At 45.6% G+C, this 15,766-nt stretch carries 12 protein-coding genes; 9 read left to right on the top strand and 3 right to left on the bottom strand.

The window, feature by feature from the left end:
* Positions 1 to 45: 45 nt before the first annotated feature.
* The 9 genes from EP58_RS01435 (at position 46) to EP58_RS01395 (ending at position 12,856) form a co-directional block, all read left to right on the top strand.
* Positions 46 to 708 carry a class A sortase gene (locus EP58_RS01435; protein WP_036089236.1) on the top strand — a complete coding sequence of 221 codons (663 nt, stop codon included), beginning with the start codon at positions 46 to 48 and terminating at the stop codon, positions 706 to 708.
* Between the two features lie 130 nt (positions 709 to 838).
* Positions 839 to 1,570 carry an MBL fold metallo-hydrolase gene (locus EP58_RS01430; protein WP_036089178.1) on the top strand — a complete coding sequence of 244 codons (732 nt, stop codon included), beginning with the start codon at positions 839 to 841 and terminating at the stop codon, positions 1,568 to 1,570.
* A gap of 14 nt (positions 1,571 to 1,584) precedes the next feature.
* Positions 1,585 to 2,580, top strand: a complete 996-nt coding sequence (locus EP58_RS01425) for a lipoate--protein ligase (RefSeq protein ID WP_036089177.1) — start codon at positions 1,585 to 1,587, stop codon at positions 2,578 to 2,580.
* Between the two features lie 242 nt (positions 2,581 to 2,822).
* Positions 2,823 to 4,754: a 1,4-alpha-glucan branching protein GlgB gene (glgB, locus tag EP58_RS01420; RefSeq protein WP_206539779.1), complete on the top strand. Its 1,932-nt coding sequence runs from the start codon at positions 2,823 to 2,825 to the stop codon at positions 4,752 to 4,754.
* A 35-nt stretch (positions 4,755 to 4,789) separates the two neighbouring features.
* Positions 4,790 to 5,932, top strand: coding sequence for a glucose-1-phosphate adenylyltransferase (locus EP58_RS01415; protein ID WP_036089176.1), 1,143 nt, complete (start codon positions 4,790 to 4,792; stop codon positions 5,930 to 5,932).
* Positions 5,922 to 7,070, top strand: a complete 1,149-nt coding sequence (glgD, locus tag EP58_RS01410; protein ID WP_036089175.1) for a glucose-1-phosphate adenylyltransferase subunit GlgD — start codon at positions 5,922 to 5,924, stop codon at positions 7,068 to 7,070. The genes EP58_RS01415 and glgD overlap by 11 nt, the downstream gene beginning before the upstream one ends.
* Positions 7,067 to 8,494, top strand: coding sequence for a glycogen synthase GlgA (gene glgA / locus EP58_RS01405; protein WP_036089174.1), 1,428 nt, complete (start codon positions 7,067 to 7,069; stop codon positions 8,492 to 8,494). The genes glgD and glgA overlap by 4 nt, the downstream gene beginning before the upstream one ends.
* A 129-nt stretch (positions 8,495 to 8,623) precedes the next feature.
* A complete protein-coding gene (locus EP58_RS01400) occupies positions 8,624 to 11,029 on the top strand; it encodes a glycogen/starch/alpha-glucan phosphorylase (RefSeq protein ID WP_036089173.1) in 2,406 nt (801 codons plus the stop codon).
* An 18-nt stretch (positions 11,030 to 11,047) separates the two neighbouring features.
* Positions 11,048 to 12,856, top strand: a complete 1,809-nt coding sequence (locus EP58_RS01395) for a glycoside hydrolase family 13 protein (protein WP_077917785.1) — start codon at positions 11,048 to 11,050, stop codon at positions 12,854 to 12,856.
* A 237-nt stretch (positions 12,857 to 13,093) separates the two neighbouring features.
* On the opposite strand, the gene EP58_RS01390 is transcribed toward EP58_RS01395, so the two are convergent.
* The 3 genes from EP58_RS01390 to EP58_RS01380 all read right to left on the bottom strand — a co-directional run bounded on the left by EP58_RS01390 (position 13,094) and on the right by EP58_RS01380 (position 15,764).
* On the bottom strand, positions 13,094 to 13,654 hold the full coding sequence (locus tag EP58_RS01390) for an isochorismatase family protein (RefSeq protein WP_036089172.1): 561 nt from the start codon (positions 13,652 to 13,654) through the stop codon (positions 13,094 to 13,096).
* The gene (locus EP58_RS01385) at positions 13,651 to 14,868 is read right to left on the bottom strand and encodes a multidrug efflux MFS transporter (protein ID WP_036089171.1); all 1,218 of its coding nucleotides are present in this window, start codon (positions 14,866 to 14,868) and stop codon (positions 13,651 to 13,653) included. Before EP58_RS01385 ends, EP58_RS01390 begins: the two co-directional genes overlap by 4 nt.
* Positions 14,869 to 14,948: 80 nt before the next feature.
* Positions 14,949 to 15,764: a helix-turn-helix domain-containing protein gene (locus EP58_RS01380; RefSeq protein ID WP_036089170.1), complete on the bottom strand. Its 816-nt coding sequence runs from the start codon at positions 15,762 to 15,764 to the stop codon at positions 14,949 to 14,951.
* Positions 15,765 to 15,766 lie beyond the last annotated feature (2 nt).

The following is a 15,766-nucleotide window of genomic DNA, read 5'->3' as shown; positions in this document are numbered from 1 at the left end:
ACACTAAACCTACTATATAATAAAAAGAACAGCAAGGAGGAATATATATTGAAGAAAACGATTGCCATTATCATTTTAATAGTCGGGTTACTTCTTGTACTTTCGCCGTTCATTAAAAGCGGGATTGTGAAGTACCTAAGTGGACGGGACTCGGTAACGAATTACAGTGCAGAAACGCTTGAAAAAAATAATAACAGAGACGCGAACTTTGATTTTGCGAGCGTCGAATTGCCCTCGATGACATCGGTGGTGAAAGGTGCCGCAGATTATGACAAAAATGCCGTTGTAGGCTCGATTGCCATTCCGAGCGTTGACCTCAGTTTGATGGTCCTAAAAGGGACAAACACAGCGAACCTACTTGCTGGTGCGACGACAATGCGATCAGATCAGGTGATGGGGAAAGGAAATTACCCACTTGCCGGACATCATATGCGCAACGGTTCGATGCTATTTGGCCCAGTAATGAATGTGAAAGAAGGCGCCAAAGTGTATTTGACCGATTTGACGAATCTGTACACCTATGAAGTAACAAATACAAAAATCGTGAAAGATACAGAAGTCGGCGTGATTGATGACACGGAAGAACCGCAGATTACGCTAGTCACGTGTGATGTTGCGACAGAGACCGATCAACGTTTTATCGCGACTGGGAAATTGGTTTCGACAGAGAAGCTGACGAAAGAAGCGAAACAAAAGTATTTTGAATAAGATTTTTAGAATGCGTCACATGGGATTTTGGTTCTGTGTGGCGTGTTTTTTTCAGTCGCAAAATCTACCCTCCACCTCCGTTTTAGTGTATGATAAATAGGTAAACTAAATCGAGAGAGGACGTGGCGGCATGAAGTTGACTGTGTTTGGTCATTGGGGTGGCTTTCCGAAAGTGGATGAGGGAACGTCAAGTTATTTATTGGAAGAGGATGGATTTAAATTATTGATTGATGTCGGTGCGAGTGCCGTTTCTATTATGCAGAATTATGTGGATCCGAACGAGATTGATGCGGCGATTATTTCGCATTATCATCCGGATCATGTGGCGGATGTTGGGATTTTGCAGCATTATCGTTTGATTGGTGGGATGAACGCGGATGTTCCGGTGTTGCCGATGTATGGGCATGATGAGGATACGCGTGGCTTCTCTTATCTTTCAATGCCAAATGTGTCGGAGGGTATGGCGTATGATCCGAACAAGCCGCTCCATGTTGGGCCTTTTGCGATCACGTTTTTGAAGACGGTGCATCCGGTTGTTTGTTATGCGATGCGGATGGAGGCGAATGGGAAGGTGTTTGTATTCACGGCTGATTCGGCGTATCAGGAGTCGTTTGTTCCTTTTGCGAAGGGGGCGGATTTGTTGATGGCGGACACGAATTTTTATAAGGATTTGGCTGGGAAAAGTCAGATTCATATGGCGAGCACGGAAGTTGGAAAATTGGCGCAGGATGCTGGCGTGAAGACGTTATTGTTATCGCATTTGCCGCAGTTTGGTGAGTTGGCGACGCTAAAAGCGGAAGCGGCGTCGGCATTTGATGGGCAAATTGTGTTGGCTGAAAAAGGCCTGATTATTGAGTTTTAAGGAGGACGTAAGGCGTGTATTTTATTGATAATAAGAATGTGTTGGATCCGACGATAAATTTGGCGGTGGAAGAGTTTATTTTGACGGAGCTCGAGTTGGATGAGCCGGTGTTGCTGTTCTATATTAACCAGCCGTCGATTATTATTGGGCGGAATCAGAATACGATTGAGGAAATTAATACGGAATATGTGGCGGCAAATAACGTCAAGGTTGTGCGTCGTTTATCGGGCGGTGGCGCGGTTTATCATGATGAGGGGAATCTGAATTTCAGCTTTATTACGAAGGATGATGGGGATTCGTTCCACAACTTCGCGAAATTTACGGAGCCGATTGTGACGGCGCTTAAGAAGCAAGGTGTGAATGCAGAGTTGAAAGGGCGCAATGATTTGCTGATTGATGGCTTCAAAGTGTCTGGGAATGCGCAATTTGCAACGAAGGGCAAGATGTTTTCACATGGAACGTTGATGCTTGATCTGAATTTGGATCATGTTGTGGCGTCGCTGAAGGTGCGCAAGGATAAGATCGAATCGAAGGGCATTAAGTCGGTGCGTAGCCGGGTTGCGAACATTTCGGAGTTCATGGAAAACAAGATGACGACGGAGGAGTTTCGCGATTTGTTGTTGCTCGATATTTTCGATGTGGAGAATGTCGCGGATGTGAAGGAGTATGTGCTCACGGAGGCGGACTGGGAGAAGATTCATGCGATTTCTGAGAAGCGTTATAATAACTGGGATTGGAATTATGGCAAGTCACCTAAGTTTAACTTGGAGCGGACGAAGCGCTTTCCAGTCGGTGGCATCGATGTGCGTCTTGACGTTGTGAAGAGCGTGATTGCGGACGTGAAAATTTTCGGTGATTTCTTCGGGGTTGGCGATGTGACGGAGATTGAGGATAAGCTTCGTGGTGTTAATTACGAGCGAAAAGCGATTGAAAAAGCGTTATCCGATGTGGAGATAAAACATTATTTTGGTAACATTACAATGGAAGATTTTTTAGATTTGGTTTATTAAATAGGACGGGAGAGTCTAGGCTACGGCGCTTAGGCTCTTTATTTTGGACGTATTTCTAAAAATATGAAAATGTTATATATTTTACTGGTGGTATTATTTTCAAAAAGGGAAGAAATCTGGTATATTAGAAATAAGGAAATTAGGTTTGACGGTTTCCGATTGACTTCATAATGAACGCGACAGAATGATTTTTTTGTTTTGAGAAAGAGAAAAAACAGATTATTCAAAAAGGGTGTGGTGAAGTGAGCAATAAATTGCAGATCGGGAACATGTCAGAAGCGGATACATATTTATTTAATACGGGGAGTCATTTTCAGAGTTATCAGCTGATGGGATGTCAGTTTGCAGTTGATGGACGCGGTAAGGAAGGATTCTCGTTTCGTGTCTGGGCTCCTAACGCGAGGGGAATTGCCATTGTGGGCGATTTTTGCGATTGGGATGCTGGAATGAAATTGAGGAAAATTGGTGAGACTGGGATTTGGGAAGGGTTTTCGACGGATGCGGAGCCGGGACAGCATTATAAGGTTCTGGTGGAAGATGCGAATGGGCACAGGAAATTAAAAATGGACCCGTATGCATTGGCGTTTGAGACGAGGCCGAAAGATGCGGCGGTTGTGACGAAATTACCGGATTTTAAGTGGTCGGATGGGCGCTGGATGGCGAAGCGGAAGCGCAAAAGTGTGTATCAGGCGCCGCTGAATATTTATGAGGTTCATGCGGGTTCTTGGCGGAAACCAAAGGATGGCAGAGATGCGGAGTTTTACACGTTTTCGGAACTTGCGGAGACGTTGATTCCTTATGTGGCGGAGATGGGCTTTACGCATATTGAGTTTATGCCGCTCATGGAACACCCGCTGGACGCGTCTTGGGGCTATCAGATTACGGGATATTATGCATTGTCGGCGCGTTACGGGAGCTTGGAAGATTTTATGGGCTTTGTGGATGCGTGTCATGCGGCGAATATTGGCGTGATTATGGACTGGGTGCCGGGGCATTTTTGCCGGAATGATAATGCGTTGTCTTATTTTGATGGGACGCCGCAATTTGAGTATTGGAAGTCGTTTCAGGCGGATAATGTGCGCTGGGGAACGCTTAATTTTGACTTATCTAAGGCTGAGGTGCATAGTTTTTTGATTTCGAATGCGCTGTTTTGGATTGAGATGTGCCATTTGGATGGTTTGCGGGTCGATGCGGTGTCTGCCATGATTTATTTGGATTATGACGATGGGTATTGGGAAGCAAACGAGGATGGCGGCAACGTGAATAAGGCGGGTGTCGCTTTTGTGCAAAAGTTAAACACCGAGGTTTTTAAGCGGTATCCGGATATGTTGATGATCGCGGAGGAAAGTACGGCTTATCCTGGTGTGACGATGCCGGTGGACACGAACGGACTTGGTTTTAATTATAAGTGGAATATGGGTTGGATGAACGATATTTTGAAATTTTTCGAGATGGACCCGTTGTTTCGCAAGGATCATTTTAACCTCGTGACGTTTTCGTTTATGTATATGTTTAAGGAGAATTATATTTTGGCGCTGTCCCATGATGAAGTGGTGCATGGCAAGAAGTCGATGATGCACAAAATGCCAGGCGATCGTTATAATCAATTTGCTGGGATCCGAACGTTGGAGGCGTTTTTGATGACGCACCCTGGGAAAAAATTGAATTTCATGGGCAATGAGACGGGGCAATTTTTGGAATGGAAGTTTGCGGAGGAATTGGAATGGACGGATTTGGAGCAGGATTTGAATCACCAGTATCAGTTTTTTGTGCGGACGTTGAATGAGATTTATGTGGAGCATCGGGCGTTGTTTGAGCTGGATCATGATCCGGCAGGAATGGCGATTTTGGATGCGGATAATCGGGATGAGTCGTTGTTGACGTTTATTCGCCAAGGTGTAAAGCCTCGCGATTTCTTGATTGTGGCGTGTAATTTTGTGCCAGTGGAAAGACAGCGGGTGCGGATTGGCGTACCTTATGAAGGGATTTACGAGGAGCTATTGAATACGGAGTCGCATGATTTTGGCGGAACGTGGCATGTGGCTCAGCCGGAAATGCGCACGAGTCATGAGGGGCATAACGGGCAAGCCTATAGTATTGAAGTAATAATGCCAGCAATGAGTGTACTGATTATAAAACCGAAACGGATAAAAGGATATAAAAAAGGGCGGTGAGAGGGATTTGCTTTCGTTAGCAGTCCCAGATAATTATGAAAAATGACATGATTGCAATGATTTTAGCAGGTGGACAAGGTTCAAGGCTCGGCGATTTAACGAAAACGATGGCAAAACCGGCTGTTTCGTTTGGCGGGAAATATCGCATTATTGATTTTTCGCTGAGCAATTGTTCGAATTCAGGGATTGATACGGTGGGCGTGGTGACGCAGTACCAGCCGCTCGAGTTGAACGATCATATTGGAGATGGGTCTTATTTTGATCTGGATTATAAAAATGGTGGCGTGACGATTTTGCAACCGCATCTTAGTTTGGAAGGTGAGAAGTGGTTTAAGGGGACGGCGCACGCGATTCATCAGAATGTGAGTTTTATCGATAGTCATGATCCTGAGTATGTGCTTATTTTGTCGGGTGATCATATTTATAAAATGGATTATGAGAAAATGCTCGATTATCATAAGGCGAAAAATGCGGCGTTGACGGTGGCTGTTATTGAGGTGCCGATGGAAGAGGCGTTGCGGTTCGGGATTATGAACGTGGATAATACGGAGCGGATTATTGAGTTTGATGAGAAACCTGCTGAGCCGAAGAGTAATTTGGCATCGATGGGGATTTATATATTTAAATGGAGTTTGTTGAAGCAGTATTTGAAAGATGCGCAGTCTAAAAATATTGATATGAGTGACTTCGGTAAAAATATCGTGCCAGCGTATTTGAATAATGGCGAGCCTATTTTCGCGTACCGTTTTTCGGGTTATTGGAAGGATGTTGGGACGATTTCGAGTTTGTGGGAGGCGAATATGGAGTTCATTAATCCTTGCCACGAGTTGAATATTCGGGATAGGGAATGGCGAATTTATTCGAAAAACCCGATTGCGCCGCCACAGCATATTACGAAGCAGGCGGATGTGAAAAATGCGCTGATTGTGGATGGCTGTTTTATTAATGGGCAGGTGAAGCATTCGATATTGTCGCAAAATGTGAAGGTTGGCGAGAATAGCGTGATTGAGGATAGTGTCATCATGCCAAATGCGGTGATTGGGAAAAATGTCGTGTTAAAACGCGCGATTGTAGGCGAAAATGCGGTTATTGCGGATAATGTGGAAATTTTGGGTGGCGACGAGATTGAGGTTGTTGGTCACCATGAAATGATAGGAGTGTCGGAAGATGAAGGCTAATAAAATATGTGGAATCTTAAACTTATCGGAAAATAAAGAAGGACTGCAGCCTTTGACGAAAAACCGGCCTCTTGCGGCGATGCCATTTGCATGTCGGTATCGCTTGATTGATTTCCCGTTGTCGAATATGACGAATGCTGGTATCAATACGATTGCGATGTTTTTGAATGAGAATAATCGTTCGTTATTTGATCATATTCGGAGCGGGAAGGAATGGGATTTGAACACGATGTACGGTGGTTTGTTCGTGTTTGATGAGCGGAATGCGGATGATTTTTCGCAGGAGAATTATGATAATAGCCTGAACTTCTTGACGAAATCGGCGACGGAATACGTGGTTATTATGGGAAGTAAGATGATTTGTAATATCGATTTGAAGGGTGTTTTGCAACATCATAAGCAGCAGGAAGCGGATATTACGGTCGTTTATAAAAAGCTAACGGCGCCGATTGAGGCGGGGGATCATGAGAATTTGATGACGCTTGATGTGACGCCGGAAGGTAAAATTTTGGCGCATGAGGAAGTGGGCAAATCGGAGCGGGTGACTGAAAGTAGTGCGCTTAGCTTGGAAATTTATTTGTTGAAGCAGGAATTGTTGTTGAAATTGCTTGCGAATTATCGGGAAACCGGGCGTGATTTTTCGCTGGATGCGGTGATGAAACAGGCGGTGGAACATACGAATGCGAATGGGTTTGAGTATACGGGTTATTTGCGCCAAATTTATTCGGTGAACTCGTATTTTGAAGGGAATTTTGATATGTTGGAGGATCGTCATTTGTCGGCGTTGTTCCAAGAGAATCAGAAAATCCATACGAAGGCGAAGAACGAGGTGCCAACTTTTTACGCGGAGCATTCGGATGTTAAGGATTGCTTGGTCGCGAACGGTTGCTTGTTGCGTGGATCGGCGGAGCATTCGCTTCTGTTTCGGAATGTGGTGCTGGAAGAGGGCGCGCGTGTGAAGCATTCGATGGTGATGCAGGGTGCGCGAGTCGGTGCGGGTGCGCGATTGGAGTACGTGATTGCGGATAAGAAGAGCGTGATTGCGCCGGGTGTCGAGTTGATAGGTACGCGTGAGAACCCGATTGTGGTTAAAAAGGATGAACAGATTGAGACGAGCAGAGGGGCGGAAGTCGGATGAAAGTCTTATTTGCAGCAGCGGAGGTCTTTCCGTTTGTGAAAGTGGGTGGCTTGGCGGATGTGGCGTATGCGTTGCCGAAAGAGTTGGTGAAGCAGGGCGTGGATATTCGCGTGGTGTTGCCGTTTCACACGAAGATGGCGCAGGAGTTTAAGGATGAGATGGTTGATGTGACGCAGTTTACGGTGGACGTTGGTTGGCGCAAGCAGTTTTGTGGTGTGAAGACGCTGGTGCGTGACGGTGTGACGTTTTACTTTATTGATAACTTGTATTATTTTGACCGCCCGAATGTGTATGGGGATTATGATGATGCAGAGCGTTATGCATTTTTCTCGATGGCGGTTTGTGAAATGATGGAGAAAATTGATTTTATTCCAGATTGGCTACACGTGAATGATTGGCATACAGGGATTGTTCCGTTGCTACTTGCGGATAAGTATCATTGGATTGAGGCGTATCGCGGGATTCGGACGGTGCTCACGATTCATAATTTGCAGTTCCAGGGGATTTATTCGCCGCGTGTGTTGGAGGAATTGCTCGGGATTGGGATGCAGACGTGGCATGAGGACGGGATTAAGTATTATGATGATGTGAACTTTATGAAGGGCGCGATTCAGTTTGCGGATCGGATTACGACGGTGAGTCCGAGCTATGCGCAGGAAATTCAGACGCCGCTTTATGGGGAGCGTTTGGATGGTTTGCTTCGCGCGAATGCTTGGAAATTGACGGGGATTCTGAACGGGATTGATCAGGAGTTGAATGATCCGGCGAGGGATCCGCTCATTCCAAACGCTTTTAGTCAGGCGGATATGTCTGGAAAAGCGGCGAATAAGGCGGCGATGCAGAAACGTTTGGGATTACCGGTTCGTACGGATGTGCCGCTAATCATCATGGTCTCGCGATTAACCCATCAAAAAGGATGCCATTTAGTCGAGGAAAGCCTAGATGCGTTATTGCAAAAGGATATTCAAATCGCGATTCTTGGCATGGGCGAGACAGGTTTTGAGGATTCGTATCGCTTTTTCGAGCATGTGTATCCTGAAAAAATGTCGGCGAATATTGATTTTGATATTGGTTTTGCACAACAGTTGTATGCGGCTGGGGACATGTTGTTGATGCCGTCTTGGTTTGAACCGTGCGGGATTGCGCAGTTGATTGCGATGCGGTACGGGACGCTTCCTGTTGTGCATGAAACGGGTGGTTTGAAAGATACCGTACAGCCTTTTAATCAGTATACAGGAGAGGGAACTGGTTTTAGTTTTCATAATTATGAGGCTGGTGTTTTCAGAAATATTTTGGAATCGGCAATCGCGCTTTATGATACGCAACCCGCTGTCTGGCAACAACTCGTGACACAAGCGATGAACAAGGATTTCAGCTGGAAAGTTTCAGCGGAAAAGTATAAGGGTATTTACGAGGAACACTGATCAAGCGCGGCGACACACGATCAGCTCCGCGCTGGTACTCGCTTTTGCCTAGGATCTAATCATTTGTCGCCGCGCTTGTGGTTTGGCGGAAACACATAGTTTTTTTAAGCCCGATAAGGAGGAATCATATTGGAAATTAGTAAGGAGCATTTTAAGAAAGAGTATAGTCGTGCATTGACGAGTCTTTATGCCTCTGAAATTCATGATTTGACGCCATTGGAACAGTACATCACATTGGGAAGTGTAGTCAAGGAGTACACGGCTCAAAATTGGATGCAGACGAAGAAGGAATATCAGCAGGATCAGGCAAAGCAAGTTTACTATTTTTCGATTGAGTTTCTACCTGGGAAGTTATTAAAAAGCAATTTGTTGAATTTAGGAATTTTGGATACGGTTCGTGAGGGATTGGCGGAGCTTGGCGTGGAATTTGCCAGTTTAGAGGCGATTGAGGCGGATCCTGGACTTGGAAATGGCGGGCTAGGCCGATTGGCGGCTTGCTTTATGGATTCGATGGCGACGTGTGATGTGCCTGGAAATGGGAACGGGATTCGGTATCGCTATGGCTTGTTTAAGCAGAAGTTTGTGAATGGTTACCAAGTGGAGCTGCCGGATGATTGGTTGAGACATGCGAATGTGTGGGAAACGCGGCGCGAGAATAAGGCGGAGATTGTGCGCTTTTTCGGTGATGTGCATTTGGAAGAGGACAAGGATGGCAATATTAAGCCGATTTATGCGCATACGGAGGATATTTTGGCAGTGCCTTACGATACGGCAATGACGGGTTATGAAAATGACACGGTGAACAATTTGCGGCTTTGGTCGGCTGAAATTCCGCCGAGTGAGGAAATGGATTACTTTTCGGAAGAGCGGCGGAAGTCGATTCATAGTATTTCAGAGATGCTTTATCCGGATGATTCGAGTTATGATGGTCGCTTGCTACGCTTGAAGCAGGAGTACTTTTTCGTGTCGGCGGGTGTGCAGAGCATTATTCGGTATTACCGGAAGCTGGGCGTGCCGATGGAGCATTTGGCGGAGAAGATTTCGATTCATATTAATGACACGCACCCGACGATGTGTATCCCTGAATTGATGCGGATTTTGCTTGATGAAGAGGGTTTGAGCTGGGATGCTGCTTGGGCGATTACGATGAAAACGTGCTCGTACACGAACCATACGATTATGGCGGAAGCGCTTGAGAAGTGGCCGGAGCAAATGGTTTCGAATCTAGTGCCGCGGATTTACCAGATTATTTGTGAGATTAATCGCCGACATCTGGAAAGCATGACGCCGCTTTATGGGGAGAATTTTACGCATCGTACAGCGGTGATTCAAGATGGCGTTATTCACATGGCGCATTTGGCGATTATTGGTAGCCACAGTATTAACGGTGTGGCTAAGCTGCATACGGAAATTTTGAAAGAGAAGGCGCTGCATGATTTTTATTTGGCGTATCCGGCTCGTTTTAATAATAAGACGAATGGCATTACGCATCGCCGGTGGTTGCTTCTGAGCAATGAAGGTTTGAGCGATTTGATTAGCGACTATATCGGCACCGAATGGAAGAAGAAGCCAAATGAGCTATACTTACTGAAAGCCTTTAAAGAGGACACGGTTCTGCTTGAAAAATTAGAACAGGTCAAATTGGCGAATAAGAAACGGTTGGCGGATTACGTGAAGGAAGCGATGGGGATTGAGATTGATCCTAATGCGGTTTTTGATGTTCAAATCAAGCGACTTCACGCGTATAAACGCCAACTCTTGAATGTGCTGCATATTTTATCGCTGTATTTGAAGTTGAAGGAAACGCATTCGGAGGAAGAGATAGTACCGCGCGTCTTTATTTTTGGGGCGAAGGCGGCACCGAGTTACTCGTACGCGAAGGAAATTATCAAGCTGATTAATGCGGTGGCGGATTTGATCAACAACGACACAACGATTGATAACAAAATTAAGGTCGTTTTTGTGGAAAATTACGGCGTGACATTGGCGGAGAAAATTATTCCAGCGGCGGACATTAGTGAGCAGATCTCGCTTGTGACGAAAGAGGCGTCGGGAACGAGTAATATGAAATTGATGCTAAACGGGGCGATTACGCTTGCGACGCTTGACGGGGCGAATGTGGAAATTCGGGATAAAGTAGGCGATGAGAATATGCTGTTGTTTGGGATGCAGGATCAGGAATTGTATCATTTTTATGATTCTAATTCGTATCATTCACAGGAGATTTATGATCACAATCCGCGCTTGAAACGTTGTCTGGATGCGCTGGTTGATGGAACGATTCCGAACATTGAGGCGGAAGGACGCGAGATTTTTGATTCGCTTTTGAAGTACAATGATGAGTATTTTGTGTTGAAGGATTATGAGTCGTATGTGCACGCGCAGTCGCGGATTGACGGGCTGTATCGTGATCGGAAGAAGTGGAATCAGATGTCGCTTTTGAATATTGCACATGCGGGCGAGTTTTCGTCGGATTATACGATTATGCATTATGCGGATGAGATTTGGAATGTGCACCACAATAAAAATCTGTGACGAGAGGGAGTTTAGCCAGTGGTGAAAGTAGTCTTATTTGATTCATGGAATGAGCTTTACAAACGACCTTTTGGCGCAGTGAATGTGAGCGCGACGATTGATTTTCGAATCGATGTCGCGCTTCCTTACGTTTCCAAAGTGGAACTTAAGATTCACAAAGATGGCATGGAGGAGCAAAGTTTTGAGATGAACCCTACGCAGGGTAATGCTTACCAGGTTTCCTTCCAGCCATATGCGGCAACGGGGCTTTATTTTTATTATTTTAAAATTCAGCAGGATTTTGATACGCAGACGCGGACGACGTACTATTTTAATAATCATGATTTGCATGGTGGGGAAGGTTTTTTCACGGAGAATTATCATGATATGTGCACGTATCAGCTGACGTGTTTCCAGTATGCGGATAAGGCGCCAGAATGGTATCAGAATGCGGTTTTCTATCATATTTTTGTGGATCGGTTTTTTAATGCGGATGATCATGTGCGCTCGCCGAAGCCGGATTCGTTTATTTATGCGAGATCTGAGGACACGCCTTATTATATTAAAAATGCGCAAGGTGAAATTGTGCGCTGGGAATTCTTTGGCGGGAATTTGGACGGGATTACGCAGAAGCTGACGTATTTGAAGGAGCTCGGCATCACGGGGCTGTATTTGAGTCCGATTTTTGAGGCGAAGAGTAATCATAAATATGATACGTCTGATTATAAGAAAATTGATCCGATGTTTGGCGATGAGTCGATTTTGGCGGAGCTGATTCATAAGGCTGGCGAGATGGGGATGCGGGTTGTTCTAGATGGCGTTTTCAACCATGTTGGTGAGGATAGTGTGTATTTTAATCGGTATGGGAATTTTGATTCGGTTGGGGCTTATCAAAGCGTGGATTCGCCGTATCATTCTTGGTTTACGTTCCACCAGTTTCCGGATCAGTACGATGCTTGGTGGGGCGTTAGTAATTTGCCCGTTGTGAACAAGCAGGATGCGGATTTTCAGCGGTTGATTTATGGTGGATCGGATAGTGTCATCGATTATTGGACGTCGCGCGGGATTGCTGGTTGGCGGTTAGATGTCGCGGATGAGCTTCCGGATGCGTTTATTGGCGGGATTCGCCAGACGTTGATGAAATATCCAGATCGCGTGTTAATCGGTGAGGTTTGGGAAGATGCCACGAACAAAATTGCGTATGATAACCGGCGACATTATTTAGAGGGTGGTATGTTGCAAGGCGTGATGAACTACCCGTTCCGCCAAATTATTATTGACTTGATTAACGGAAGCTTGACGGCACAACAAGCGGCGCAAAAAATGATGGCATTGAAGGAGAATTATCCAAATGAGGCGTTGCAGGCGAACTTGAATAATATCGGGACGCATGATACCGCGCGGATTTTTACGATGCTGTCGGAAGATAAGGCGAAGTTGCGTTTGGCGATTTATCTCTTGATGATGTTGCCTGGTGTGCCGTGCGTGTATTACGGAGATGAGGCGGGGCTTACAGGTGGTGCCGATCCTGATAATCGCAAATTTTATCCGTGGGGGCGTGAAGACGCTGATATTAGCGACTTTTTCCATGCGGCGATTCGACTTCGAAACCAGCATGAAGCGCTGCGAAAAGGTCGGTATTATCCATTCGCGTTAGGCCCATTATTCGGCGTGATTCGTTACATTGACGACGATAATTGGCACCTATTTGTGATGAATCCAACAGGCCAGGAGCAACAAGTGGACGTGACGACAATCTATCCAGAGCGCGATGACTGGCGGCCGGTTTTAGAAGCCGCGAATATTCACGAAACGAGCATCGCAGCCTATGGATTTTTCTTCATCTAGAGTGAAAAAGAGAAGTTACGGCATTCTAAAATACATGCTCAGCATGTCGACAAACACTCATTTTCGTCGTTAAAAGCTCCGTTCCAGTGCTCACGTACCTCAGTACGCTCCGCTCTGGTACTCGCTTTTGCCTAGAAACTAAGTATTTTTCGACATGCTGAAGTTTGGAGAAATATCATGTAAAGCAGTTTTCTACAGTCTGCTGCATTCTAACATACATGTTGCATCGTCTCTTTTTTATAGATACGAAATAACTTCCGCGCTAGACCGTACTTTTCCGATTCTTGGAAAAATAGTTTGGCATACATAATCATGCATTTCTTTGTTCGCAGCGCCCATCACATCTTCCACAAAAACTTGATTATAGCCAAGTTGGAAGGCTTCGCGGGCTGTCGTATCCACGCCGATGCCAGTAGACACACCACCGAGCACAATCGTATCCATACCACGGCGACGTAATTGCAAATCAAGGTCTGTACCATGAAACGCGCCCCATTGCCGTTTTGTCATCGTATACGTGCCATCTATTTCCGCAAGTGCCGGGACAATCGCATCCCAACCTGCTGGATACGAGGCTGGGCCTTGCTCCGTGTCTGTTATTGGATGTAGCATATCTTTCCCATCTAACGTCGAAACACGAACTAATACCACGAATCCGCCTTTTTCTACAAAGGCTTTGACTAGCGCTCCTGCACGCTCGATAATAGCTTCTGGCGTATACGGCGCGCTATGATGTCCGATAATTCCATTTTGTAAGTCGATGAGGACAAGTGCTGTTTTTTCGATTGATAAATTCATTTTATTTGCTCCTTTACTAGTTGGTGTTTTACATTTAGCTTTTTATACACTTTAAAATAAACCCAGACAGCGTTGACGAAAAGCAGGGCGCTGGTAATGAAAAAGACGTATTGGATGCCGAGCCATGCCGCAATTTGACCGCCAAAAACCGATCCCATGAAAATTCCTAGATAACCCGCCGAATTTGTGATACCAAAGACGCGACCAGTGAAATCCGGTGGTGTCATTTTTTTAATCAAAATATTGACGGAAGGATTGAGACCGGCGACCGCGAGACCAAGTATAAATCGCAACGCAATCAGTTCCCACGGATGGTTTACAAAGGCTTGAGGAATAAAAACGACACCCGCCACAATCAGGGCGACGAAAATAACGCGTTGTGCCCCAATTTTATCCGAAAGTTTGCCGAGTTGCGGTGCTGCAAGGATGCTCGCTAGGCCTGACGCAGAGAATGCGAGCCCTGAAAGTAGCGCGATATGCGACGCCCCCCTCGATAGTTGTTGCATATAGACTGTGATGATAGGTTCCACTGAGTAAAGCGCTAAAGTCAGCGTAAAAAAAGTCACAAACATCGTCAAAATAAAGCTTTTGTTCGGCAAAGCACGCCAAACTTCTTTCGTATTCATCACTTTTTTCTCCGACCGCACAAAATTCTCTTTCACGAACAGCGCCGTTAAAATAAAAGCCGCGAATAAGAGTCCGCCAGTCATGAAAAAGACATTTTGCAAACCGAAATGTTCCGCGATGATGCCGCCGACGAGTGGACCGAGCAGCGAACCTGTGATGGCGCCAGTCGAAAGCGTTCCGAGTGCCCAACCCGCGTGCGCCTCATCGGTTTGCGTGGCGACGAGTGCTGTACAAGCTGTTGCGAATCCAGTTACGACACCCTGCAACGTACGCAGAGCAATCAGTTCATAGACGTTGTGCGTAAATCCCATGCAGCCAATGATAATCGCCATCCCAAGACTTGCGCGCAACAACATCGGTTTACGCCCAAATCGGTCCGCCGCCTGCCCCCAAATCGGTGAAAAAATAGCGGACATAATAAAAGTAATGCCGAATGTCACGCCGGCTAGCTGAGCGACAAGCGCCGTATTATCAACGCCGAGATGCTTTATGTAAAGCGGTAAAACAGGAGCTATCTGACTCATCCCGATGCTGGTAACAAACGTTCCAAACCAACAAACAATTAAATTTCGCTTCCAAATCGGCATGTGACCGCATCTCCTTTTGTTATCTTAGACAATAACAACCTAAGTATAAACGAGGAAACATCGCTAATCCATGCACAATTTTAAAAGCCATGGATATTCCTATGATAATATTCCGTTGGGCTGACTCCTTCCAGCTGTTTAAAAAGCCGACTAAAGTAAAATTCATCGCTAAAACCAAGCTGTCCGGCGATATCTTTCACCTTTTTCATCCCGTTCATCATCAATTCTTTCGCATAATCCACCTTCATTTTATTGAAAAAAGCAATCACAGAATAGCCAGTCGTTTCCTTGAAAATTCGGGATAAGTAAGTAGGGGAGAGCTGGACAAGATTCGCCAGTTCTGTGAGCGTAACGTTTTTCTGCACATGGTCTTGCATATAAGCAATCACCCTCTCCACTTTTAAACGCGTGGCGTCATTTTTATGCTGTGCCCGAAGATTCTGATCAATCGCGAGAAATAGTTGTTGTAAGAATGTTTTGGCCACAAATTCATAGCCAGGTAACTTTGCGTGCCAGCTAGTAACTAACTTCTCAAAAGTTTCACTCACAGCATAATAATCTTGAAGTGCCATCACAGGAGAAAAAGCCAGCAAATCTTGTTCCGGCTGAATCGTCCAAGCGGTATCGCTAAATCCAACACGCGCGTAACTAAAATGAACGGTAAACAGGGAAGCGCCGCTCGTTTCGATCGAATGCGACACATTTGCAGGCATATAGAAAAGCGTTCCCTCACGAAAAGTCCCGACTTTATCCGCAATGTCATACGTACCAGTCCCGCTAGTCACTAGAATCAACGCATGGTGTTGCAATGTCCGCGTCAACTTTTTCGCCAAAATCAACTTCGAACCACCGCCGTTACAATAATGAATGTGAAAAAATAGCTCATGTATGTTCATCC

This window comes from Paenilisteria newyorkensis, assembly GCF_000766145.1.
GTDB classification, from domain to species: domain Bacteria; phylum Bacillota; class Bacilli; order Lactobacillales; family Listeriaceae; genus Listeria_A; species Listeria_A newyorkensis.
This window is presented reverse-complemented; position numbering and strand designations above follow the sequence as displayed.